Source organism: Rhizobium sp. P43 (assembly GCF_056730705.1).
In genome coordinates this window covers 1,103,799-1,126,519 of sequence record NZ_CM161539.1, presented here as the reverse complement: position 1 = coordinate 1,126,519, position 22,721 = coordinate 1,103,799, and the positions used below count along the sequence as shown (strand labels likewise).

The window sequence follows — 22,721 nt, the reverse complement described above, 5'->3', positions numbered from 1 at the left end:
GGCGAAACCTCGTGTCCAGTCTGAGAAACCCCTCCGGCACAGGTCTTTCTCAGTTGCCGATCAGCGCGATGACCTTGCCGCAATAACGCTTGGAGATCGGGTTCATGCGCTTGGCGGCGTGCCCCGCATTGTAGCGCAGAATGGTGCCGCAGGTTTCACCCCCGCCCAGTTCATGGGCCATCGACAGGTATTTCATGCCGTAGCGGATATTCGTCTCCGGATCGTAAAGCCCCTTGGTCTTGCCGCGATAGCCCATGGCCCGGGCGGTTGCCGGCTTGATCTGCATGAGCCCAACTTCGCCAGCGCTGCCACGCGCCTTGGGATTGAAATTGCTCTCGATGCGCACGACGGCATGGGCGAGATCGACAGGGACCCCATAGGTCTTGGCATATTTGGTGATGATGGCGCTGTAGGGGCTCTTGGAGAAGGAGGGAGCGGCCGGATAGCCGGCATCGCGGGAAATGGTCTTCAGTGGTTTCTTGAAACGGCGCTCCTCGCTGCCGGCAAGCGCCGACTGGGCATGAGTCAACAGAAGGGCAATGCATGCCGCAGCAGCAACAAGTCGTCGTGTCATGGAAGGTTCAGTCTCCAATCGAGCAACCGAAGTCAGCGCGCGTCAAAGCGGACGCGAAATCGCGTCGCGAGCCCGGCTCGGGCCGCCCGTCTCGGTTCTCAAGTTGATCTTCGCGCCGGGTTCCTCATTGAACCGCTGGCGCCGTTCAGCCCGTCCTTTAGAGCCGCCCAATGAGGAAATCCTGTGGCGTCGCAACAAAAGCGATCGGCACGCGTTGACCTCGTTGGTCCGAAACAGAGTGTAAAGGGTCGCCTTTCAGCTAAAGCGCGGCAGGCTCGTCAGTAGCCGATGCAGCGTCTCGATGGTCGAGCTGTCGGCCACGCCGTCAACCTTGGCTTGCCGGAAATGCCGCTGGAATGCGGCCACGACGCCCTCGGTCTGAGCGCAGAATTCGCCTGTGATTTCAATTCCATAGCCATAGAGGGACAGCATCGATTGAAGCGCCTCCACAGGCTGCCCGCGGTCGCCGCGCTGGAAGAAGCGTCCACCGCCGATGGGTGCGGGCTCAACCCAGTGCCCGACCCCTGCCCGGTAGAGCCGATCCCAGGGGAAATTTTCACCCGGATCGACCTTGCGAATGGGGGCGACATCGGAGTGTGCGAGCACCCGCTCAGGGGCTATCTGATGGCGATTGACGCATTCGCGACACAATTGGATGACGGATTCGATCTGCACATCGGGATAATCCGGCAGCCCTGCGGGATGCCCGGCATTGGCGATTTCAATGCCGATCGAACGGGAATTAATGTCGGTCTCACCGGCCCAGACGCTTTTGCCCGCATGCCAGGCACGACGCGATTCGGGGACCATCTGCACAACACGCCCGTCCTCATGGACGATGTAGTGACTGGAAACCTGGCTCTCTGGCGTGCAGAGCCATGCCTGCGCGCCCTCGGCAGACGGCATTCCGGTGTAATGCAGGAGAAGAATATCGGGCCGCTCGACGCCGAGCCGCTCGCCATGATTCGGAGACGGACAGATCTCCGCACGCCCGTAGTCAGCCTGGAAAGACGTCATGCGGCGCGACGCGCCTTTTCGATTGCCGAATAGGCCGCGTTGAACTTCGCCATGCGGTGATGCGCCACCGAGTGGAACTCCGTCGGTACGCCACGCGCATGCAGACGATCCGGATGATGTTCGGCAGCCAGCGCCCTGTACCGCCTGCGGATCGTCGCAAAATCGTCCGAGGGCTTTACGCCGAGCACACCATAGGGATCACCCTCCTGGTGAATGTGCCGCTCTGTAATCGAGGCGAAACGTTCATCCGGAATGCTGAAAATCTCTGCAATACGGGCGAGGAATGCCAGTTCCTTCTCATGCACCAGACCATCGGCCTTGGCGATGTGGAAGAGTGCGTCGATGATGTCTTCGAGAACCGGGCAGAACTCGTCACAGGTCCGGCACATGGTGGCAAGATTTTTCGCATAGGTCTCGAATCCGGCGACATCCTGGCGCGCGAGATTGTAAAGGCGCGCGACGTTCCGCGCCTCTTCCGGCGGAAACTCGAAAATCTTGCGGAATGCATCGACCTCGGCATTCGACACGATCCCGTCAGCCTTCGCCATCTTGGCTGACAGGGCAATGATCGCAACGGAGAAGGAAACGCGTCGCCGCGTTTCGGGATCGCCTTCGAACACCGTGCGCACGGCTTCGACGATGCTGCCGATCACATTGCCGGCGGCGTCACCGATCGCACCGAGCAAACGGTCCCAGAATGACGATATTTGTTCGCAGGCGAAATCGAAGATCATGCGAAAAGCTTGACCAAATATGTCCAGGAAAAGCAAGGAGCCGAGCCAGTAAGCGCAGATTAAAGTTTCTTCATCTTGAATCGGTTTTGCTGAAACAGGCAGGATCTGTTCGCACTGCCATTCGCGACGGATTATCCACAGGCGGCGTTCCGGGACATCGTGGCGATTGAATCGATTATATTCACGGACGCCGCGAAACGCGCAGCGAAACGTTGGTTTTTCTTGATTTTTTCGCTTTACAGCCGTGACCGCCTATCGCATCCATTTGCCACCTGACGCAGACGGCAGCGGGCTCTATGACGGCCCGAGGAGGAATGATGGCCAAGCAGAAAGTCGCGATGTTGACCGCCGGGGGCCTCGCGCCCTGTCTCTCGTCCGCCGTGGGCGGATTGATCGAGCGCTACACCGACATCGCACCCGAAGTCGAGATCGTCGCCTACAAGTCCGGCTTCCGCGGTCTGCTCATGGACTACAAGATCGAGATCACCAAGGAGATGCGCGAAAAGGCGCATGTTCTGCATCGCTATGGCGGCTCGCCGATCGGCAACAGCCGCGTAAAGCTCACCAATGTCGCCGACTGCGTCAAGCGCGGCCTCGTCAAGGAGGATGAAAACCCACTTCGGGTCGCAGCCGAACGTCTAGCCGCCGATGGCATCACCATCCTGCACACGATCGGCGGTGACGACACCAACACGACAGCCGCAGACCTTGCCGCCTATCTCGGCGCCAACGGCTATAACCTCACCGTCGTCGGCCTGCCGAAGACCGTCGACAACGACGTCTATCCGATCAAGCAGACGCTCGGCGCCTGGACGGCGGCCGAAGTCGGGGCCCGCTTCTTCGACCACGTCTCCAACGAGCAGAGCGCCTCGCCGCGCACGCTTGTCATCCACGAAGTCATGGGTCGCCACTGCGGCTGGCTGACGGCGGCAACCGCCCGCGCCTACATGCAGCGCACCAAGCACAATGAATATGTCGAAGGCTTCATGATGAATCAGGAGCTCAAGAACATCGACGGTCTCTATCTGCCGGAAACCCATTTCGACATGGAAGGCGAAGCCGCCCGTCTGAAGGAGATCATGGACCGCACTGGTTTCGTCACGCTTTTCGTTTCGGAAGGCGCCTGCATGGACGAGATCGTCGCCGATCGCGAAGCCGCCGGCGAGGAGATCAAACGCGACGCCTTCGGCCATGTGAAGCTCGACACGATCAATGTAGGAAACTGGTTCCAGAAGCACTTCGCCAAGCTCCTCGATGCCGACCGCTCGATGGTCCAGAAATCCGGCTACTATGCACGCTCGGCCCCGGCCAATTATGATGACCTAAGGCTCATCCAGAGCATGGTGGATCTCGCCGTCGAAAGCGGCCTCAACAAGGTCTCCGGTGTCACCGGCCATGACGAGGATCAGGGTGGGCGTCTGCGCACCATTGAGTTCCCCCGCATCAAGGGCGGCAAGCCATTCGACCTGGACACGCCATGGTTCAAAGAAGTGATGGATTATCTCGGACAGAAGTACCGTCCAATCCATTGACCTCGCCGTCGAAAGCTGGCTTCCTCTTGTTCGAGGAGTGAGTGTCATGCCCCTGTCTGTCTGGATCCTGTTCGCGGCGATTGCGACGGCCGCTCTGCTTGTGCCCGGCCGCTCGAAGCGTTTGGTGCTGGCCTATGCGCTGGCCCATGGCCGCAAGAGCGTCTTCGCCACGGCAACCGGGACGGCCCTTGGCGCAGTGGTGCCGGTCACTGCAGCGCTGATATTGTCCTGGGGGCTGCTTTCCCTGTCACCGACAGCTTTCGCGGTCTATCAGTGGATCGGTCTGCTCTGGCTGGCCCTATTTGCGCTTGGCCTGTCGCGCGCACCGGTTGGTGTGGAACCTGTGGCTGACAATGACAACCTGCCTGAAGAGCGCCCGCTGCGGGTGATCCTCCACTGCTCGCGCAGCGAATCCCGGGACCTGCGCAGCGGCCTGCTCGCCGCCGCAATTCTGTCGCAATTCCTAACGCCGGATGCCGCCTATGTCCCGCAGGCCCTGGCGCTCGGCGGCACCTTCCTGGCGCTTACCGTGGTCACCACCCTTCCCTATGCACTGTTTGCCGAGCGCGCCCGGAAAGTGATGAGAAAACATGTGGTTCGCCGCACGGTCAATCGATCTGGCGGAACCGTTCTGATTGCCGCGAAGGCCGTCACTGCCGGCTATCGCAAGATCGCTGCCTGAAGATTTGCAGCGCGTCCGGGAAGCCCGCCCGGTCGCAAGCTTGCCGCAATGCTGGGCATAGATTAAGGAATGGAAACGAATTGTCGGTGATTTGCCGATCTCTTCGCCTGCGTCTCGTAACGGATAATGGCATGAACGTCAGAACTGATCGTGGCATTGCGCTGTGCATGGCCGTCTCCCTGTTGGCTGGATTGAGCGGATGCACCGCGATCGATGAAAGCGTGAAGGCGGATCTCGCCTCGGCGCCCAAAGCCAATCCAACATCGCCGGAAATGCAGGCCGCCCTGGCGGCAGAGGCCGTGACGAGCGGTGCTCCGGTTATGACACAGGCCGAACTCGCTGCGGCCAATCCCGGCCCTGCACCGATCATTCCCGGCACCGAAACGGCGGCCCCGATCCCGGCGCTGAAGGCTTCCGCCCTGTCTCCCACGGCACCACAGACCGCTGCGACCGATGCGCTCGCCATGGTCACCACGCCCACGACAACGACCGGCAGTCAGCAGATCGCAGCGGCTGCGGCCCCAACCCAGGCAACACTGGCAGCACCTGCATCGGCGGCGGTGGCCACGGCAGCCGCGCCGGCCGGCGACAGGCCTGAGGTTGTTCTGGCCTATGCAGCCCCCTTGCGCGTCACAGCACTCACCAGCTTTGGCGATCCCTTCGACGTCTCGCCGCCCGGCGAACCGCCTGCTTTGAACGCCGAACGCAAGCCATCGACCGTTGGCCCGACCCGGCTCAACGCGCTGCTCGAAAAATACGCAGAAAAATACGAGGTACCGCTCGACCTCGTTCATCGCGTCGTTCATCGCGAGAGCCGCTACGATCCGGCCGCCTATAGCAAGGGCAATTACGGCCTGATGCAGATCCGTTACAACACGGCAAAGGCAATGGGCTACCAAGGCCCGGCCGAGGGGCTTTTCGACGCGGAAACGAACATCAGATATGCAGTGAAGTATCTGCGCGGTGCCTGGATCGTTGCGGACAACGACCACGATCAGGCCATCCGGCTTTATTCGCGTGGCTATTACTACGATGCCAAGCGAAAGGGTCTGCTGCACCTCATGCAGTGAGTATCAGCGCAGGACTTCGCGCACAGCCTGAACAAGCCGCTGCGGCCTGTAGTCTAGCCTGCGCGGGGTCAAGCCCATTCTGACGACCACCAGTCGCTCCGACGGAATAACCGCGATCGACTGCCCATCGTGGCCCGACATCCACAGCGCGTCGTCTGGCAGCGCAAAATTGCTGTCATTGCCACCCGGTCCATTCTGCCACGCCTGGCCCTCGGTGTAATCGCCGCCGGAGGCGACTGTCGGCGCATAGATTTTGGTCATGATCGAGGGATCAATGATCTGCCGATCGGCCCACCGGCCCTTCTCGGCGATCAGCAACCCGAACCGGGCCCAGTCTCGCGCGGTCGCATAAAGATACGAGCCGCCCACAAAGGTGCCCGTCGGATCCGCTTCAAGCACGGCACTGCGCATGCCGATCGCGTCGAACAAGGCACGCCGGGGAAAGGCAAGCGCGTCCTTGCGATCAGCGAACTGGGACATCCAATAGCGGGAGATGAGCACCGTCTCGCCGGAGGAGTAGTTGAACTGCGTGCCTCGCTGGGCTTCGGCAGGCAATGACGCCACATAGGCGCCCATGTCGCCTTCCAGATAAAGCATCCGCGTCACGTCGGTCACATCACCATAGCTCTCGTTGAAGCGCAGGCCGCTTTCCATCGCGAGCAGATTGGCAAGTGTAATCTCAGCGCGGCGATCATTGCTCCACTCGGGGAACAGATTTGCCGCCTTTTCATCGATCCGCCCTTCGCGCTTGAGGATACCGACAAGCGCTGCGGTCACCGTCTTCGTCATCGACCAACCGAGCAAAGGCGTCTGCGCATTGAAGCCAGCGCCATAAGTCTCGCCGATGATCCGACCATCCTTGACGACGAGAACGGCGCGGACATGCGGGCCGACCAGATCCGGATCATCAAGGACCTCGGCAAGGCGGGTATCATTCTCGACATCCGCCTCCCCCTCCGGCCAGGCCGTCGCCAGATCTGGGGGAGATACTTCCGCTGCTGGCGCGGTCAGTGCCCTCGCCGCGTCGATTTCGCTTTCTCGCACGGTGGTGCAGCCAAGGCCGGTGCGATAGAGCGCCGCAGACGGCGCAACGACGCCGATCAAGGACGTCCTGACAAGCCCCTGTTCGAGGTCAACATCCGCGCTGACGAGCTTCAGCAAGGGATGTCCTGGTGCCTGCACGTCATCGCGCAGCACGTCGTCCGCATCACGACCGGCAATAAAAACGTTGGAGCAGATGATCTTGGCTGCATAGCCAGTCCCCACCCGCAACAATTCCGGCGGAAAAGCAATGACCCAACCGGCACCGAGCCCTAGGATCACAACCAGGGCAACCACGCTCCGCAAGGCCCACTTCACCAGTTTCCGCATATGTCCGTCCTCCTGTGATCACCATCGAAGCAGGAATGCATGACAGGCGAAAGATCAGGATGAAGACACTCCACGCTTATCCCGTGACTTTCAGCTTGCCGGCGAGGCCGAGCGCTGAACCACGTGTGTCTGTAGATAGCCCAAGACGTCTGCCGGGGCGAAGGGTCTGGAAAACAGAAAACCCTGGGCCTCGCCTATGCCCAGCAGCCTGACGTAGTCGAGCTGATTCTTGGTCTCGATGCCCTCGATCGTGGTGCGGATCTGGAAGGTCTCCGACAGCTTGTGCATCAGGTCGACCAGTCTGGCGCCCTGCGTCGTCTCCAGCATCTGCTGCGCAAAGGAGCGGTCGATCTTCAATTCGTCGAGCGGGAAAAGTCTCAGATTGTTGATGGAGGAGAAGCCCGTTCCGAAGTCGTCAAGCGCAATGCGCACACCGGCCGACCGCAATTCCGCCAGACTGCGGCAGACAAGGTCGATATCGACGGAGAACACCGCTTCCGTCACCTCGACCGTGAGGCGCTCCGCCGCAAGCCCCGTGTCGACAAGGCAATCGAGGATGTGGGCAACGAATTGCGGATCCTTGAACTGATCCCCGGACACATTGACGCTGACACCGGTGGGTGCCGGCCATGTCGCGGCGGCGGCACAGGCCTGCTGTACAACCCATTTGCCGATCAGCTGGATGATACCGGTCTTCTCTGCAAGAGGGATGAAGACATCGGGTGTAATCAACCCCTTTTCCGGATGACGCCAGCGCAGGAGCGCTTCAAGCGAGCGGACTTCGCCGCTCTCGACGCCGACGATGGGCTGATACTCGAGATAGAATTCACCATCGACGAAGCCTCGGGAAAGATCCCGTTCGAGTTCCAGACCGTGCCTCACCTCACGGGCGACGGTCTCGTCGTAGAAGGCATGTGCAGGCCCGAAAGCTTCCTTCGCACGATAGAGCGCCATAGCTCCCCGCTCAAGCAAGCGGGCCGGGTCCTCATCCTGCGGAGAGATATGGACCGCACCGATGCTGACATCGGCCATGATGCGGCCCTCGGCGAGGTCGAAAGGCACCGCCATGGCCTGCTCGATCTCCAGGCAGACAAATTCTGCAACGGCTCTCCGATGCACTTGGGGAAGGATGACCGCAAACTCGTCAGCCCCGATCCGGTAGAGCTCTGCATCCCCGCCAGCAGCCTGACGCAGGCGATCCGCAACGGCCACCAACAGGGCGTCGCCGGCAGCATGTCCCAGCGTGCCGTTGACGTAGTTGAATCGGTCAAGATCAAGGAGAAGCAACGTACCGCCGCCAGGGCCGCCGGTTTCCAGCCTTTTCGCAAGCGCCTCATTCAGCGTCTGGCGGTTCCCAAGACCGGTCAAGCTGTCGGTCCGTGAGGCAGCTCTGAGCACCGACGCGCCCCCCTCCAGGTGGCGAATGCGGTCATGCAAGGCTGTCTCCCAGGCAGCGATGCGCCAACCGAGGGCCGTGCCGACAAGCGGCAGGCAGCAAGCAGCCAAAAGGGACCAATGATCGCTGAGTGTAGTGGAAAGCGCCGGAAAACCGGACTGAGCAACCAACGGAACCGCAATCGCAAGAGGCGCGGCAGCACCGCCAACAAAGCCGGCAAGACCATAATGCAAACGTCTGCCGAGCGGGATTTCACTTAACATCATGTTAAACACCCCAAAAATAACTGAGGAGAATTTGCATAGAATGCGTTGAAATTCGGTTACCGTCCTTCGGGGGTGACGTCATCAAACTGTAGCAACGCGACGCTACACGCCGTGAAACACAACAGGACGGCGGATCGATATGACCGAGCTTGCACCAGATGCCGGATTTCGCGGAAACGAGAAGCTGAAGGACGCCCTGCTGCAGCACGCAGCCCTCTCACCCGCCGGCATGTCGGAACGCGTGTTCGGCTGGCTTTTCTCAGGCCTCGTCTACGCCCAGATCTGGGAAGATCCGGAAGTCGACATGCAGGCCATGGACCTGGCCGAGGGCCATCGGATCGTGACGATCGGCTCCGGCGGCTGCAATATGCTGGCTTACCTGAGCCGCCGTCCGGCCTCGATCGACGTAGTCGATCTCAACCCGAACCACATCGCGCTGAACCGCCTGAAGCTCGCAGCCTTCCGCCACCTTCCGGACCACGCATCGGTCCGGCGATTGCTGGGCGAGCATTCGGTGAAATCGAATGTGCGTCTCTATGACCGCCATATCGCCTCCCATCTCGACGCCGCCACCCGGCGCCATTGGGACGCGCGCGGACTGGACGGCCGCCGGCGCATCGCGGTCTTCAATCGCAACATCTATCGCACCGGCCTGCTCGGCCGCTTCATCGCCATCGGCCACCTGATTGCCCGCAGCCATGGCGTGCGGCTGGAGGAACTCGCGCAAACCCGGTCGCTGCGCGAACAGCGCATGTTCTTCGACAGCCGGATCGCGCCGCTGTTCGACAAGCCGCTGATCCGCTGGCTCACCCGCCAGAAGAGTTCGCTCTTCGGTCTCGGCATTCCGCCACAGCAATATGACGAGCTTGCATCGCTCGCCGACGACGGCACGATCGCACCCGTCCTGCGCCACAGGCTGGAAAAACTCTGCTGCCACTTCCTCCTGAAGGACAACTATTTCGCCTGGCAGGCCTTCATGCGCCGCTATCCGAAGCCGGAAGAAGGCGTGCTGCCGACCTATCTGCAGGAGCAGCACTATTGCGCCATTCGCGATGCCGCCGATCGCGTGACGGTCGACCATGCAAGCTTCACCGAGCTCCTGACGAAGAAGCCGGCAAACAGCGTCGACCGTTACGTGCTTCTGGACGCCCAGGACTGGATGAACCCGCGGCAGTTGAACGAGCTGTGGACCGAAATCACGCGCACCGCCGCCGAGGGCGCCCGTGTCATCTTCCGCACGGCTGCGGAAGAGAGCATCCTGAACGGCAAGCTCGCGCCGGATCTGCTCGCCCAGTGGGATTACCACGCCGACCGCTCACAGAACCTGAACCGTCAGGATCGCTCCGCCATCTATGGCGGTTTCCACATCTACGAAAAGCGGCCCGCATGAGCGAAAGCCCTGCCACCTTCGCAGCCGATCAGAATGACAGCCATGCCGACCGCATGGACCGGATGTATCGCTACCAGCGCCATATTTACGACCTGACGCGCAAATACTATCTGCTCGGCCGTGACCACATGATCACGAGCCTGGATGTTCCGAAGGGCGGTTCGCTGCTGGAGATCGGCTGCGGCACTGGCCGCAACCTTGTGCTGGCCCGCCGGCAATTCCCGGCGGCGCGCCTTTACGGTCTGGATATCTCGGCAGAAATGCTGGCAACCGCTCGGGCGAAGTTTCAGGGCACAGCCTCTCCCCCAAGGCTTGAGGTCGCGGATGCGACAGCCTTCCGACCTGCCGATTTTGCCGAACCCCATTTCGATCGCGTGATGATCTCCTACGCGCTCTCCATGATCCCGGACTGGCAGGCGGCGATTGACAGGGGGATCGACGCGCTTGCACCGAAAGGGTCGCTGCATATCGTCGATTTCGGCCAGCAGGAACACCTGCCGCGATGGTTCAGGAGCGGACTGCAGGCCTGGCTAGTCCGCTTCCACGTCACGCCCCGTCCGGACCTGCGCGCCGTGCTGGAAGAGCGCGCCTTGGCGCAGGGTCTAGGCCTCAGCTTCCAGCCACTTTGGCGCGGTTATGCCTGGCACGCCGTCCTGACGCGCTGACCGCCTCGCGCAAGCAAGATTGCATCTAATCCGGTTTTCACCATGATGGGGACGGTGTTCGCGCCTGCCCCACGAACCGTTGATGAGCCGATTGGGCGCATCGACCGTCCATTCTGAGATCACGGACCCATGATGCGCTGGCTTTCGACGCTTCTCCTGACTTGCCTCGCCATGACGGCCTGCACCTCGGGATCCTATGACGTGCTGGAAACGGCCTCCGTCTCACCGCGCTTCCACGACACCGATCCGCAGCATTTCGATGGCAAGACCCCGCATCGCCACGAAGTCCATGGCATCGATGTCTCCAAGTGGAACGGCGACGTCGATTGGCGCCAAGTGAAGAGGTCGGGGGTTTCCTTCGTCTTCATCAAGGCAACGGAAGGCAAGGACATGCTGGATCCGCGTTTCCAAGAGTACTGGCAGGGAGCCAGCGACGCCGATATCCCGCATGCGGCCTACCACTTCTACTACTTCTGCTCATCGGCGGACGAACAGGCCGACTGGTTCATCCGCAATGTGCCGCGCGACGCAAACCTTCTGCCGCCGGTGCTCGACGTCGAATGGAACCCGACCTCTCCGACCTGCCGCCTGAGGCCAGATCCCGCGACTGTGCGCGCGGAAATGCAGCGGTTCATGCAACGCATCGAGGCCCATTACGGCAAGCGCCCGATCATCTATACCTCGGTCGACTTTCACCGGGACAATCTCGAAGGCGCCTTCAAGGACCATCATTTCTGGGTTCGGGCTGTCGCCCAGCACCCCAGTGTCATCTATCCGGAGCGCCGCTGGTCGTTCTGGCAGTATACCTCGACCGGCGTTATCCCCGGCATCAACGGAGAAACCGACATCAACGTCTTTGCCGGCACGCAGAAGAACTGGCAGAATTGGGTTGCTGCCGTCTCGAAATGATCGCAAACACGGCCTAGAGGCTCTGCTGAACCACCTGAATTGACCGGATGCATACGCAAGAAGCGCCATGCGCCGGAACTTTAAAATGAAGGACCGATCGATGAACAAAGCCCGGCGTCTTGCGCTCCCCCTCGCCCTGCTCCTTGCCTCCACGGGTCTGGCCCAGGCGCAGCAGCAATGCGGTGGCGATCTCGCGACCTTCCTGGACGGTGTCAAGGCGGAAGCCATTGCCGCGGGCACCCCGGCCGATGTCGCCGACAAGGCGCTGGCCGGAGCCGCAATCGACCAGAAGGTTCTCTCCCGCGACCGGTCTCAGGGTGTCTTCCGCCAGACCTTCCTCGAGTTTTCCGGGCGCACCGTCAGCCAGTCCCGCCTCGACATCGGTCGGCAAAAGATCAAGGAATATGCCGAGGTCTTCGCCCGTGCCGAGCAGGAGTATGGCGTGCCGGCCGGCGTCATCACGGCCTTCTGGGCCATGGAAACCGACTTCGGCGCGGTTCAGGGCGATTTCAACACGCGCAACGCCCTGGTGACCCTTGCCCACGACTGCCGCCGCCCGGAGCTCTTCCGCCCGCAACTTCTCGCCCTCATCAAGATGGTCGAGCATGGTGACCTGGAACCCGCGACCAATACCGGCGCCTGGGCCGGCGAAATCGGTCAGGTCCAGATGCTTCCAGAGGATATCATCGAGTTTGGCATCGACGGTGACGGTGACGGCGACGGTCACGTCAACGTCAAGCAGAGCAGCCCGGATGCCATTCTGACGGCGGCAAAATTCATTCAGCATCTCGGGTTCAAACGCGGCGAGCCCTGGATCCAGGAGGTCACGATCCCGGACAATCTGCCCTTCGAGAAATCAGGTCTCGGCGGCACGCTGACCGCTGGAGACTGGTTCGCACTCGGCGTCCAGCCGCGCGATGGCAACACAGCCTTCTCTTCTCTGCCGGCCGCCCTCGTGCTGCCGCAGGGCCGCAAGGGGCCGGCCTTCATCACCTATCCGAACTTCAACATCTATCTCGAATGGAACCAGTCCTTCATCTACACGACCTCGGCAGCCTATTTCGCCACCCGCTTCGGCGGCGCACCGGTCTATCAGAAGGGCAATCCCGAACAGGGCCTCGACGTCGATCAGATGAAGGCGCTTCAGACCAAGTTGCAGGCACTTGGCCATGACGTCGGCAAGATCGACGGCATCTTGGGCGCCGGTACGCGCGTCGCCGTGCAGAAGGAACAGCAGCGGGTTGGCCTGCCCGCCGATGGCTGGCCGACGCCTGCCCTTCTCAGCGCACTCTGAGCCATCCGTCGAGGATCATCATTAAAGCCGGGTCGATGACGTCGTCCCGGCTTTTTTGTCTTTCGCAAGCGCACCGGAAGATCATGACGAATGCGAAGAAAGCCCTCCGAGCACCCCGATCCCGCATCACGGAAATTAAACTTCATTAACAGGGCGAGAGTCACCGTAACCCTCTGAGAAAAATAGATTATTGAAGGATTTTGATAAGTTTTCCACCGCCTCTTGCCGCAGCGCAGCACAGAATTGGCTTTGCGCCGACACAAAACGGACATAATATCTAACGGTCAACGCAAGGAGGCACACATGGGACTGACCAATTCTATCAATGTCCTGATCGTCGGTGCAGCGTTTGTTTTCATAGCCACGATGCTGTTTATCTGACACAGGTTGAACGACCCCACCCATGGGTTGGCCGGGCTCGGCCTCTCCAGCATTCCTGACTACCGAAACGGAGAAGAGGCGCATGACATGGACTGTCATGCGCCTCTTTTCGTCATGAATGAAGGCGCGTCAGGCGGCGGCACCCGATACATTGCTGGCCGGCAAGGACATGCCGAGCCGTTCGAGGACCGCAATCGTCAGCGGAGCCCTGTTCATCGTGTAGATATGGAATTCCTGGAGCCCACGGCGCGAAAGATCAGCGATCTGCTCCGCCGCGATATCCGCCGCGACAGCGGCACGCTGCTGAGCATCGCCCTCAGTTCCTTCGAAACGTTCATCGAGGAAGGCAGGCGTGCTTGCCCCGCACATGGATGCAAAGCGCTTCAACTGGGTGAGGTTCTGGATCGGCATGATCCCCGGCACGATCGGGATATTGATCCCGGCTTTGCGGACACGCTCCAGATAACGCTCGAAGATGTCGTTGTCGAAGAAAAACTGCGTCAGAGCCCGCGTTGCCCCAGCATCGACCTTCTGCTTCAGCATATCGAGATCGACCGCATCGGTGCCGCTTTCGGGATGCCGCTCTGGATAGGCCGAGACAGAGATCTCGAAATCGCCGATCTCTCTGAGACCTGAGACGAGGTCGGCAGCATTCACAAACCCACCCGGATGCGGTGCATAACGCGTACCGACGCCGCCTTGCGGGTCGCCACGCAGCGCAACGAAGTGACGAACGCCGGCGGCCTGGAATTCTTCGACCACGGCACGCACCTCCTCGCGGGTCGCTCCGACACAGGTCAGGTGCGAGGCCGTCGCCAGCGGGGTGTCATTGATCAGGCGTTTGACCGTCGCCAATGTCGGCTCCCGCGTCGTTCCGCCCGCGCCATAGGTGACGGACACGAAATCCGGCTGGTAAGGCTGCAAGGCCTTGACCGTCTGCCAGAGCTGATCCTCCATATCGGGAGACTTAGGGGGGAAAAACTCAAAGGAAATCCGCAGCGCGGGGGTCTTGGCGATAGGCCGTTCGGGCTTCGTCATTCATCTGCTCCCGGTCTTGGCAAGAGGTTGGTCTGAAACAGTCTCAGCAGAGGCGCCGCGCCGGGCGAGCCAGATCGTCACCGTCAGCCCGCGACCGCTGGCGCTCTCCGGCGGCAGGTCGAGGACCTTCTCGACCGTCAGCCCGCGCCGGCCGAGCCATTCTGCCATCACGCCATGAGAGAAACCGAGACGGACATGGGCGTGTTCGTCACGCAGATACTCATGGGCATGCGGCGCGAGATCGATTATCGCGAGACGGCCACCCGGCTTCAACATCCGGGCCGCTTCGGCGAGAGCCAGCTCCGGCTCTTCCAGAAAGTGCAGGACCTGGTGGATGGTAACGAGATCGTAATCGGTCGCATCCAGCGGCAAGTTCAGAATATCGCCATGCCGAACGCTCGCCGAGAGGATACCTTCCTTGTCGAGGTTCGAACGGGCAACCGCGAGCATATCGCGGCTGGCATCAATGCCGATGGCGCGCCGGTAACGGGGCGCCAGCAATTGCAGGATGCGTCCGGTGCCGGTGCCCAGGTCGAGCATCGAATCAACGGCCTCGCTTCCGACAATGCGCAAAAGTGCGGCCTCAACATCTGCATCGTTGACATGCAGGCGCCGAAGCTCGTCCCATTCCGAGGCGTTGCGGCTGAAATAGGCCTGAGCCTTCTCCGCCCTCGCCCGCTTGACGCCGGCCAGACGATCCCGATCACGCTGCAGCACAGGGTCAGCCTCATCAGCGGCATCCAACAGAACGCGGACAAGGGCGGCAGCTGCGCCATCCTGCTTCAGGCGAAAATAGGCCCAGGCCCCTTCCTGATAGCGATCGATGAGATCCGCTTCCGCAAGCAATTTCAGATGCCGCGAGATTCGCGGCTGCGACTGGCCCAGGATTTCGGTAAGATCGGTCACCGTAAGGTCACCCGACGACAAAAGCGTGAGGAGGCGCAGACGGGTCGGCTCGCCCGCTGCCTTCAGCAATTCCACCAGAGGATCAACGCCAAGTCTCATTCGCACCACCGCAATAACGACATAAAGATATCTTTATGTCTGTTTCGCATCTGATGCAAGCATGAATCGGCAATGCTGCGGCTCAAGGACTGAGAAAACCGGAACGGCCACCCTTGTGAGGCGGCCGCTCGCGACAATGCTGAATAAAGTGCGGACCGCAGGTCCCGCTCAGAATTCTTCCCAGTTGTCCTTGGACAGTGCCGTGTTGCCGGAGACAGCCGGCATGGCGCGACGGGGAGCCGGCTGCGCAACGGGGGCGCTCACCGGACGCGCCGGTGCAGCCATGCGGCTCTGGGCTGCAGTCTGACCTGCGGAGGGAGCGGCCCTCTCCTGCCCGGTACGGAAGCGCTGCAACAGCTCGGCAAGGCTTGCCGCTTCCTGGGCAAGACCGGCCGACGCCGCATTCATTTCCTCAACCATCGCCGCATTCTTCTGCGTCGCCTGGTCCATGTGATTGACCGCCTGGTTCACCTCGCCAAGGCCGACCGACTGTTCCTGGGCGGCGGAGGCAATAGCGTCCATATGCTCGTTGATCGCCTGCACGAGACCGGCGATCGCGGTCAGCCCGTCGCCGGTCTCGTTGACCAGCTTCACGCCTTCGCTGACCGCCACTTCCGAATTGCCGATCAGCGCCTTGATCTCCTTCGCAGCATTCGCGGAACGCTGTGCGAGCTCGCGCACTTCTTGGGCAACGACGGCAAAGCCCTTGCCGGCTTCACCGGCGCGGGCTGCTTCAACACCGGCGTTGAGCGCAAGCAGGTTCGTCTGGAAGGCGATCTCGTCGATCACGCCGATGATCTGGCTGATCTGCTTCGAGGCATGCTCGATGCGCTCCATTGCCGTCACCGCATTGCCGACCACGACGCCCGACTGTTCGGCGCGGCTGCGGGTATTGCGCACGATATCCCGCGCCTCGCCGGTCCTGCGCGAGGTGGCGGTGACGTTGGAGGTGATCTCCTCAAGGGCTGCTGCCGTCTCTTCGAGCGAAGCCGCCTGCTGTTCGGTGCGCTTGGCCAGATCGTCGGAGGCATGCGAAATCTCGCCCGAGCCGCCACTGACCGCATGGGCCGAGCGACCGACGGAGACGAGAACTCCGCGCAGCTGCTGCACCGAGGTATTGAAGTCGTGGCGCAGCGCCTCGAACTGCGGGGCAAACTGCTCGTCGATCTCGCACAGCAGATCGCCGGACGCCAGCCGCTTCAGGCCGGCAGCGAGCGTGCCTGTCGCCTTGGTCAGACGCTCTTCCGCATCCGCTTCGGCGCGGGCCTGCATCTCGGCGCGTTCGCGCTCTGCTCGGCTGCGGTTCTCTTCTGCCTCAGCCTCCAGTTCGGCATTGCGGATCGCCGCCTCACGGAAGACCTCGACAGAGCGCGCCATACCTCCAATTTCGTCAGAGCGCTCAATGAAGGGTATCGGCGCCTGTCGGTCACCATCAGCGAGCGTTTTCATGCGGTCGGCAGTCCCGCGAATCATCCGCGATACGGAACGAACTACGAAGAAGAAGAGCCCCAACACCACGAATGTGACGCAGAGGGCGACAACCACGCCCTTCAGGAACTTCGCGTAAAGGCTTTCGAGCTTCTGTTGCGCGCCATTGGCCAAGAAGACGTCAGTCTGAGCAATCAGTTTCGCCATCATGCCCGCTTGCGCACCGGTATAGCCCAGCCACTGTTCAGCGGAAGCTGGATCCGCACCAGCAGGAGCAGTTTCACTTATCTTCAGGCGAGCAGCCTGCAGGAACTGCCCCTCCGCGCCGGCCTGAAATGCATCGAAAGGCTCTACGATTTCAGGCGGGAGGAATTCCCGCAGCAAGGGTGTAAAGCGCTCGCGCAGGCCAAACGCGTGCAGGAAGAACGCATACTGCTTCTGCTCAAGCGCTTGACCTGAGAAGTACTGCTCGCCCAGTCGAATTTCAATCAGACCAGCATCATTCACCTGCATCAGGGCGTAGTAGCCGTCGATCAGCCTTGCAAGTTCGAGATCTTGTATGGTTGCACCCGAACGGCGCACCAACTCAAGACCGGCCGCTGACGCAGGCTGCAACACGAAAAGGGCCTCATCCGAAGTCGCAGTCCCCGCATCGACGTTCGTACGATAGGTCGCAAGACCCCGTTCCTTCTCGATGATCAGAGCAAAGGCCTTCTCGATTGTAGCGTCCTTCCCGCCTTGCGCCTGCCACGCGGCGTAGGCTGTCTTCAGCGTGGCCAGCCCCTCATCGACAGCTCTGCGCCGTTCAACGAGATTATCCGGCGTAGCAAAAGCCTCAGCCGGAAGGACTTGAGCAATTCTCCCGCCAGCCATTGCCAGCGTCTGCACCACCATCTGTCGGTCAAGCGCAGCATACTGCTGGTAGCCGCTCCAAACCGACGTGACACTGAGCCAAAGAAAGGCGATCAACGGCGCCGTGGCGATGAGATAGAGCTGTCTCCGTAGCGATAGCGCAGCCATGTAACCCCCCAAGTTGCGCTGCAGGACTTAAGCCCCCCAGCCAGTCAAATCGGGACATTAGTATGTAAAACTTATTGCAAATTTACTAAAACACGCAAGGCCGATGTCGCAAGACAGCACCCATGGTCAGACGATATCAAAAGGGCCGGCTTCTCTCAAAGCCGGCCCTGTAAGCTTTTAAGTCTCTGTCTGCCTCAGCGCGTCAGGCGCTTGTAGGTGACCCGCTTCGGATTGACCGATTCCGGCCCAAGGCGGCGGATTTTGTCCTGCTCGTAATCTTCGAAGTTGCCTTCGAACCATTCGACATGGCTGTCGCCTTCGAAGGCAAGGATATGCGTGGCGAGACGATCGAGGAACATGCGATCGTGGCTGATGATCACGGCGCAGCCGGCGAAATTTTCCAGCGCGTCTTCGAGAGCCGACAGCGTTTCGGTGTCGAGGTCGTTGGTCGGTTCGTCGAGCAGCAGAACGTTGCCGCCCGCCTTCAGCATCTTGGCGAGATGCACGCGGTTGCGCTGACCGCCTGAGAGATTGCCGACCTTCTGCTGCTGGTCGCCGCCCTTGAAGTTGAAGGCGCCGCAATAGGCTCGGCTGTTCATGTCGTACTTGCCGAGCTTGATGATGTCGTTGCCGCCCGAGATTTCTTCCCAGACGTTCTTCGAACCATCGAGCGAATCGCGGCTCTGGTCGACATAGCCCAGCTGCACGGTATCGCCGACGCGGATCGTACCGCTATCCGGCGTTTCCTGACCGGTGATCAGGCGGAACAGCGTCGACTTACCGGCACCGTTCGGGCCGATGACGCCGACGATACCGCCTGGCGGCAGCTTGAAGGATAGGTTCTCGAACAGCACGCGGCCGTCATAGGCCTTGGTGAGGTTTTCCGCCTCGATGACCACCTGGCCGAGACGCTCGCCGACCGGGATGATGATCTGGGCTTCGCCCGGACGACGGTTTTCGGCAGCGGCCACCAACTCGTCATAGGCGCGGATACGCGCCTTCGACTTCGCCTGACGCGCCTTCGGGCTTGCCGCGATCCATTCCTGTTCGCGCGACAGCGCCTTCTGGCGGCTGCCCTCTTCGCGCTCTTCCTGCGCCAGGCGCTTGGCCTTGGCGGTCAGATAGGCCGAATAGTTGCCTTCGTAGGGAATGCCGCGACCGCGGTCGAGCTCGAGGATCCAGCCCGTGACGTTGTCGAGGAAGTAGCGGTCGTGGGTGACCATCAGGATGGCGCCCGGATATTCGCGCAGATGCTTTTCCAGCCAGGCAATCGTCTCGGCGTCCAGGTGGTTGGTCGGTTCGTCGAGCAAGAGCAGGTCCGGCTTGCGCAGGAGGAGCTGGCAAAGCGCGACGCGACGGCGCTCACCACCCGACAGGTTGGACACATCCGCATCGCCAGGCGGGCAGCGCAGCGCGTCCATGGCCATCTCGACCTGGCTTTCCAGATCCCAGAGGTTCTGGCTGTCGATGATGTCCTGGAGCTTGGAGCCCTCTTCCGCCGTCTCGTCGGAATAGTTCATCATCAGTTCGTTGTAGCGATTAAGGATGGCCGTCTTGTCGGCAACGCCTTCCATGACATTTTCGAACACGGTCTTGGTCGGATCGAGTTGCGGCTCCTGCGGCAGATAGCCAAGCGTCGCGCCGTCGGCGAGCCAGGCCTCACCCGTCCACTCCTTGTCGAGACCGGCCATGATCTTGAGCACGGTCGACTTACCCGCACCGTTCGGACCGAGAATGCCGATCTTGGCATCGGGATAGAAGGAGAGATGGATGTTCTCAAGGATCTTCTTGTTGCCATAGGCCTTGTTGAGGCCGGCCATGTGGTAGATGAACTGACGTGCCATCGTCGGGGAGCTCCGCGCGTCGAAAAGGGGAAAGTTGCCGCTATGTAGGCGAAACTGGCAATGGGGGCAATGCGGCGGACACGCCAATTGACCGATTTTCGAAGCCGTCCATGGACCTATTGCAGCTGACCATGATCGATCCGGAAGATCCTGAGCGGCGAAGTTGGGGATCCGGAGACATCCGTCAAGCCCGGCCAGCCCTTTCCGCTCAGCAGATTTGCATAGAGCGAGGTGGACGACGGCCCCGCATCGATCGGGTACGCGCAGACCGCGACACAGTCGAACCCTTCAAGCGCTTGACGGCGCACTGCCCCATCATCGGAAAGGAAAGCCGCAAACATCGTCGAGAGCCCGGGGGATGCGCGATGGAAGGGGATCGCGGCAACTTCGACGCGGCCATCCGATGCTCGGATGAGCGGGAGCCCGAGACCTTGTGGCGCGAGCACCCGGCCAGGCTCGATCTCTCTAATCGCGGTGAAATCCGCGCCATCACAAGGATTACCCATGGTATCAATGACCGCGATGTCGCGGCTTGTGCCGGCATAGGTGAGCGCACCTATCCCGAGAGAAAGGATAAACGCCCCGGACACGACAGCGACACCGCCAAGCGCAGCGCGCGATGGACCTGAGAGCAGACATGAAACGGCAAGCGGGATGAAGAGCGGCATAAGAGCGATAGGAAAACGGGCATAGCGCAATTGCAGGATGACAGCCGCGACCGAAACTAGCGCGACGAGCAGGGCAAGCGCGAGCCCGGGATCCTCGCGCAGCCTCGAACGAAAGGCGGGAGCAGTCCAGATCGCGATCAGGACCGGCAAGGCGATCAGAGGCAAGATATTGATCGAGCCGTTTTGAACCTGAAAGATCAGCCCATGCTCCTGTGGGATCCGATCCAACCAGTTCGACCTGACCAAGGGGTCGATCATTCCATACGGGCCGGCCAGGCATTGCGGATAGAGCGCAATCATCGACAGAAGGATGCTAGCCGCCCCGATAACCAGGACCAGGAGACGCAGGCCTGTCCGCTTTTTCCGACCCCATGGGCCAAGCCCCGCAAGCAGCAAACCGAGCAGCAGCGTTGCCAAAGCGAAGGGAGCCGAGAAAGCATCACAAGCGGTTTCCAGAAGGTCCGACGGCCCGACGAAGATAAGGCCGAGTAGACTGGAAAAAACTGCGAAACCTGCGCCGGCATAGCCCATCACAACATCGCTGTTTCGGACACCGGCAAGCCAGAAGATCACCAGCCCAGCATAGGCGGCCATGATCAGCGGCAGGCACTCAAGCCCGACCAGCAGCGAAACAGATGAGCACAGTCCAATGAGGACGGCCCCGGCACGATCGAAGCGTTGAATGCCGACCAGGATGCCAAGCATGGCCAGAAGCTGGACATTGTGGTGATCGATCCGTCCGGGCGTAAACTCAAGGAGTGCCGGTCCCATCATCAGGCCGATGATGCAGATGAGCAGAGCTCGGCGAAGCGGCGGCCATTCGAGAGGCCCGAGCAGACGGCAAAGGAAAGCGGCAGCCAAGAGCGCATAAAGAGCAAGCATGACCAGTGGCCAGATCAGAAAGCTCAGGTCCAGTGCTGCCGCTGCTCCGAAGAGCGGGGTGAGCGTCCATCCAATCAGGATGTAAGGGAGATCCACCAGACGGGACCACGGAGAGATGTAAACCTCCGGCAGCCGCACAGCAGGAATGGAAAGATCATGCCAGTTCGACTGGCCGGAGAAAAACAGTTGGATCTGCAATGCGCGCAATTGGTCATCGACATCAAGGATCAGGGAACGTCCATCCGCGAGATCGACGAAGATAACAAAGACACCGGCCCAAAAGATGATGGCGGCATAGACGGCAGGCCGATCGCGAATGTCAGGATTCTGTCGCAAGCTTTCTCGCTCCTGGTCTGGCCTGGACAACTTCATCATCAGATGGCGTTCCAGGATCTGGCAGCACTCTGACCAGCCTGCCTTAACGCTGAGTTAGCCGCTTGATCGACCTCAAGGCGTCCAAAAGCAAAACCGGGGCATTGCATGACGGTGCCGGATGGCTTTCTATCGCTCTGGGGAGACATGCATGTATTCAGATCTATCCTATCATCCGTCGCCATCAGGCGCCCACCTCGCCTATCACCATCAGCCATCGACACGAGAACCACGCGCAGTCCTGATCATCTGCCACGGCCTGGCGGAGCATTCGCGTCGCTACGAGGCCTTCGGCGCCACGATGGCAGAACAGGGCTATCACATCTATGCCCACGACCATCGCGGCCATGGGGAAACCACGGCACCGGATGCTGCGCTGGGTCTGTTTGCCCGCCAGGAGGGCGTATCCAAAGTGATTGCCGATGTCATGGCGATGCGGGATATGGCGGTGCAGAACCACCCAGGCCTGCCCGTCATCCTCTTCGGCCATTCCATGGGCGGGCTGATCGCGCTCAACGTCGCCATCGAACACCCGCAATCCTTCAACGCCCTGACCATCTGGAACTCCAATTTCAATCCGGGGCTCGCGGGTCGCTTCGCCCAGGGCGTGCTCTACCTTGAACAAATGTTGAAGGGCTCGGACGTCCCGTCACTCATCCTGCCGAAGGCGACCTTTGCCGCCTGGGGACGCGCCATTCCCGGCCATCGCACCGCTTTCGACTGGCTGTCGCACGACCCGAAGGAAGTCGACGCCTACATCGCCGATCCGCTGTGCGGCTTCGATGCCAGCGTCTCGATGTGGCGCGACATCTTCCGCTTCACCTTTGCCGGCGCAGAGCCGGAACGCCTCGCCCGCCTGCCGCAGCGCCTTCCGGTCTATCTCGTCGGCGGCGGCCAGGATCCGGCGACCAACATGGGCCGCGAGATCCGCTGGCTCGGCCAACGTATGCTCGATGTCGGCATGACGGATGTCGAAACCACGGTCTATGACAGCATGCGCCATGAGACGCTGAACGAGATCGGCCGTGAAAAACCGATTGCCGATTTCCTCGCATGGCTCGGCAATCTTGGCCCGTGACGCGTCAGGATATTGCCGAAACGGAATGATGCCATGAGAGAATATCAGGTGCGAATGGTGAAATCCGGCGATATAGCTCGACTGACAGCAGTTCTTGTCATGGCA

The 22,721-nt window shown here is 61.0% G+C and carries 19 protein-coding genes; 8 read left to right on the top strand and 11 right to left on the bottom strand.

Annotated elements, in window-relative coordinates:
• Nucleotides 1-49 precede the first annotated feature (49 nt).
• The 3 genes from AC1PUL_RS05590 to AC1PUL_RS05580 form a co-directional block, all read right to left on the bottom strand.
• Nucleotides 50-574 carry a transglycosylase SLT domain-containing protein gene (locus tag AC1PUL_RS05590; RefSeq protein ID WP_298461636.1) on the bottom strand — a complete coding sequence of 175 codons (525 nt, stop codon included), beginning with the start codon at nucleotides 572-574 and terminating at the stop codon, nucleotides 50-52.
• A gap of 255 nt (nucleotides 575-829) precedes the next feature.
• Complete coding sequence (locus AC1PUL_RS05585) at nucleotides 830-1,591, bottom strand: N-acetylmuramoyl-L-alanine amidase (RefSeq protein ID WP_480467096.1); 762 nt, start codon at nucleotides 1,589-1,591, stop codon at nucleotides 830-832.
• On the bottom strand, nucleotides 1,588-2,325 hold the full coding sequence (locus AC1PUL_RS05580; protein ID WP_480467094.1) for a TerB family tellurite resistance protein: 738 nt from the start codon (nucleotides 2,323-2,325) through the stop codon (nucleotides 1,588-1,590). Before AC1PUL_RS05580 ends, AC1PUL_RS05585 begins: the two co-directional genes overlap by 4 nt.
• Before the next feature lie 317 nt (nucleotides 2,326-2,642).
• Between AC1PUL_RS05580 and AC1PUL_RS05575 the strand changes: the two genes are divergently transcribed.
• The 3 genes from AC1PUL_RS05575 to AC1PUL_RS05565 all read left to right on the top strand — a co-directional run bounded on the left by AC1PUL_RS05575 (nucleotide 2,643) and on the right by AC1PUL_RS05565 (nucleotide 5,609).
• Entirely contained in the window at nucleotides 2,643-3,857 is a 1,215-nt protein-coding gene (locus tag AC1PUL_RS05575) for a pyrophosphate--fructose-6-phosphate 1-phosphotransferase (RefSeq protein WP_480467092.1), read from the top strand.
• 46 nt (nucleotides 3,858-3,903) lie between these two features.
• On the top strand, nucleotides 3,904-4,539 hold the full coding sequence (locus AC1PUL_RS05570) for a LysE family translocator (protein WP_480467090.1): 636 nt from the start codon (nucleotides 3,904-3,906) through the stop codon (nucleotides 4,537-4,539).
• A 131-nt stretch (nucleotides 4,540-4,670) separates the two neighbouring features.
• A complete protein-coding gene (locus AC1PUL_RS05565; RefSeq protein WP_480467089.1) occupies nucleotides 4,671-5,609 on the top strand; it encodes a transglycosylase SLT domain-containing protein in 939 nt (312 codons plus the stop codon).
• A gap of 3 nt (nucleotides 5,610-5,612) precedes the next feature.
• Here AC1PUL_RS05565 and AC1PUL_RS05560 read toward each other — a convergent pair whose 3' ends face one another.
• Complete coding sequence (locus AC1PUL_RS05560) at nucleotides 5,613-6,980, bottom strand: serine hydrolase domain-containing protein (protein ID WP_480467088.1); 1,368 nt, start codon at nucleotides 6,978-6,980, stop codon at nucleotides 5,613-5,615.
• 90 nt (nucleotides 6,981-7,070) lie between these two features.
• A complete protein-coding gene (locus AC1PUL_RS05555; protein WP_480467086.1) occupies nucleotides 7,071-8,642 on the bottom strand; it encodes a putative bifunctional diguanylate cyclase/phosphodiesterase in 1,572 nt (523 codons plus the stop codon).
• Nucleotides 8,643-8,781: 139 nt separating this feature from the next.
• Here AC1PUL_RS05555 and AC1PUL_RS05550 point away from each other — a divergent pair, with 139 nt between their 5' ends.
• From AC1PUL_RS05550 to AC1PUL_RS05535, 4 genes are all read left to right on the top strand, one after another.
• Entirely contained in the window at nucleotides 8,782-10,032 is a 1,251-nt protein-coding gene (locus AC1PUL_RS05550) for a BtaA family protein (protein WP_480467084.1), read from the top strand.
• Entirely contained in the window at nucleotides 10,029-10,697 is a 669-nt protein-coding gene (locus AC1PUL_RS05545) for a class I SAM-dependent methyltransferase (protein WP_480467083.1), read from the top strand. Before AC1PUL_RS05550 ends, AC1PUL_RS05545 begins: the two co-directional genes overlap by 4 nt.
• Before the next feature lie 129 nt (nucleotides 10,698-10,826).
• Nucleotides 10,827-11,606 (top strand): glycoside hydrolase family 25 protein, encoded by a 780-nt coding sequence (locus AC1PUL_RS05540; protein WP_480467081.1) that lies wholly within the window; start codon nucleotides 10,827-10,829, stop codon nucleotides 11,604-11,606.
• Nucleotides 11,607-11,706: 100 nt separating this feature from the next.
• Nucleotides 11,707-12,900 (top strand): lytic murein transglycosylase, encoded by a 1,194-nt coding sequence (locus AC1PUL_RS05535; RefSeq protein ID WP_480467079.1) that lies wholly within the window; start codon nucleotides 11,707-11,709, stop codon nucleotides 12,898-12,900.
• A gap of 135 nt (nucleotides 12,901-13,035) precedes the next feature.
• Here the strand turns inward: AC1PUL_RS05535 and AC1PUL_RS05530 are convergent, their stop codons facing one another.
• From AC1PUL_RS05530 to AC1PUL_RS05505, 6 genes are all read right to left on the bottom strand, one after another.
• The gene (locus AC1PUL_RS05530; protein WP_480467077.1) at nucleotides 13,036-13,380 is read right to left on the bottom strand and encodes a hypothetical protein; all 345 of its coding nucleotides are present in this window, start codon (nucleotides 13,378-13,380) and stop codon (nucleotides 13,036-13,038) included.
• Nucleotides 13,381-13,410: 30 nt separating this feature from the next.
• Nucleotides 13,411-14,319 carry a methylenetetrahydrofolate reductase [NAD(P)H] gene (gene metF, locus AC1PUL_RS05525; RefSeq protein WP_480467076.1) on the bottom strand — a complete coding sequence of 303 codons (909 nt, stop codon included), beginning with the start codon at nucleotides 14,317-14,319 and terminating at the stop codon, nucleotides 13,411-13,413.
• The gene (locus AC1PUL_RS05520) at nucleotides 14,320-15,324 is read right to left on the bottom strand and encodes an ArsR/SmtB family transcription factor (protein ID WP_480467074.1); all 1,005 of its coding nucleotides are present in this window, start codon (nucleotides 15,322-15,324) and stop codon (nucleotides 14,320-14,322) included.
• 168 nt (nucleotides 15,325-15,492) lie between these two features.
• On the bottom strand, nucleotides 15,493-17,772 hold the full coding sequence (locus AC1PUL_RS05515; protein WP_480467072.1) for a methyl-accepting chemotaxis protein: 2,280 nt from the start codon (nucleotides 17,770-17,772) through the stop codon (nucleotides 15,493-15,495).
• Nucleotides 17,773-17,966: 194 nt separating this feature from the next.
• The gene (ettA, locus tag AC1PUL_RS05510) at nucleotides 17,967-19,616 is read right to left on the bottom strand and encodes an energy-dependent translational throttle protein EttA (RefSeq protein WP_298461586.1); all 1,650 of its coding nucleotides are present in this window, start codon (nucleotides 19,614-19,616) and stop codon (nucleotides 17,967-17,969) included.
• A 116-nt stretch (nucleotides 19,617-19,732) separates the two neighbouring features.
• Nucleotides 19,733-21,502 carry a hypothetical protein gene (locus AC1PUL_RS05505; protein WP_480467069.1) on the bottom strand — a complete coding sequence of 590 codons (1,770 nt, stop codon included), beginning with the start codon at nucleotides 21,500-21,502 and terminating at the stop codon, nucleotides 19,733-19,735.
• A gap of 187 nt (nucleotides 21,503-21,689) precedes the next feature.
• Between AC1PUL_RS05505 and AC1PUL_RS05500 the strand changes: the two genes are divergently transcribed.
• Nucleotides 21,690-22,616: an alpha/beta hydrolase gene (locus tag AC1PUL_RS05500; RefSeq protein ID WP_480467067.1), complete on the top strand. Its 927-nt coding sequence runs from the start codon at nucleotides 21,690-21,692 to the stop codon at nucleotides 22,614-22,616.
• Nucleotides 22,617-22,721 lie beyond the last annotated feature (105 nt).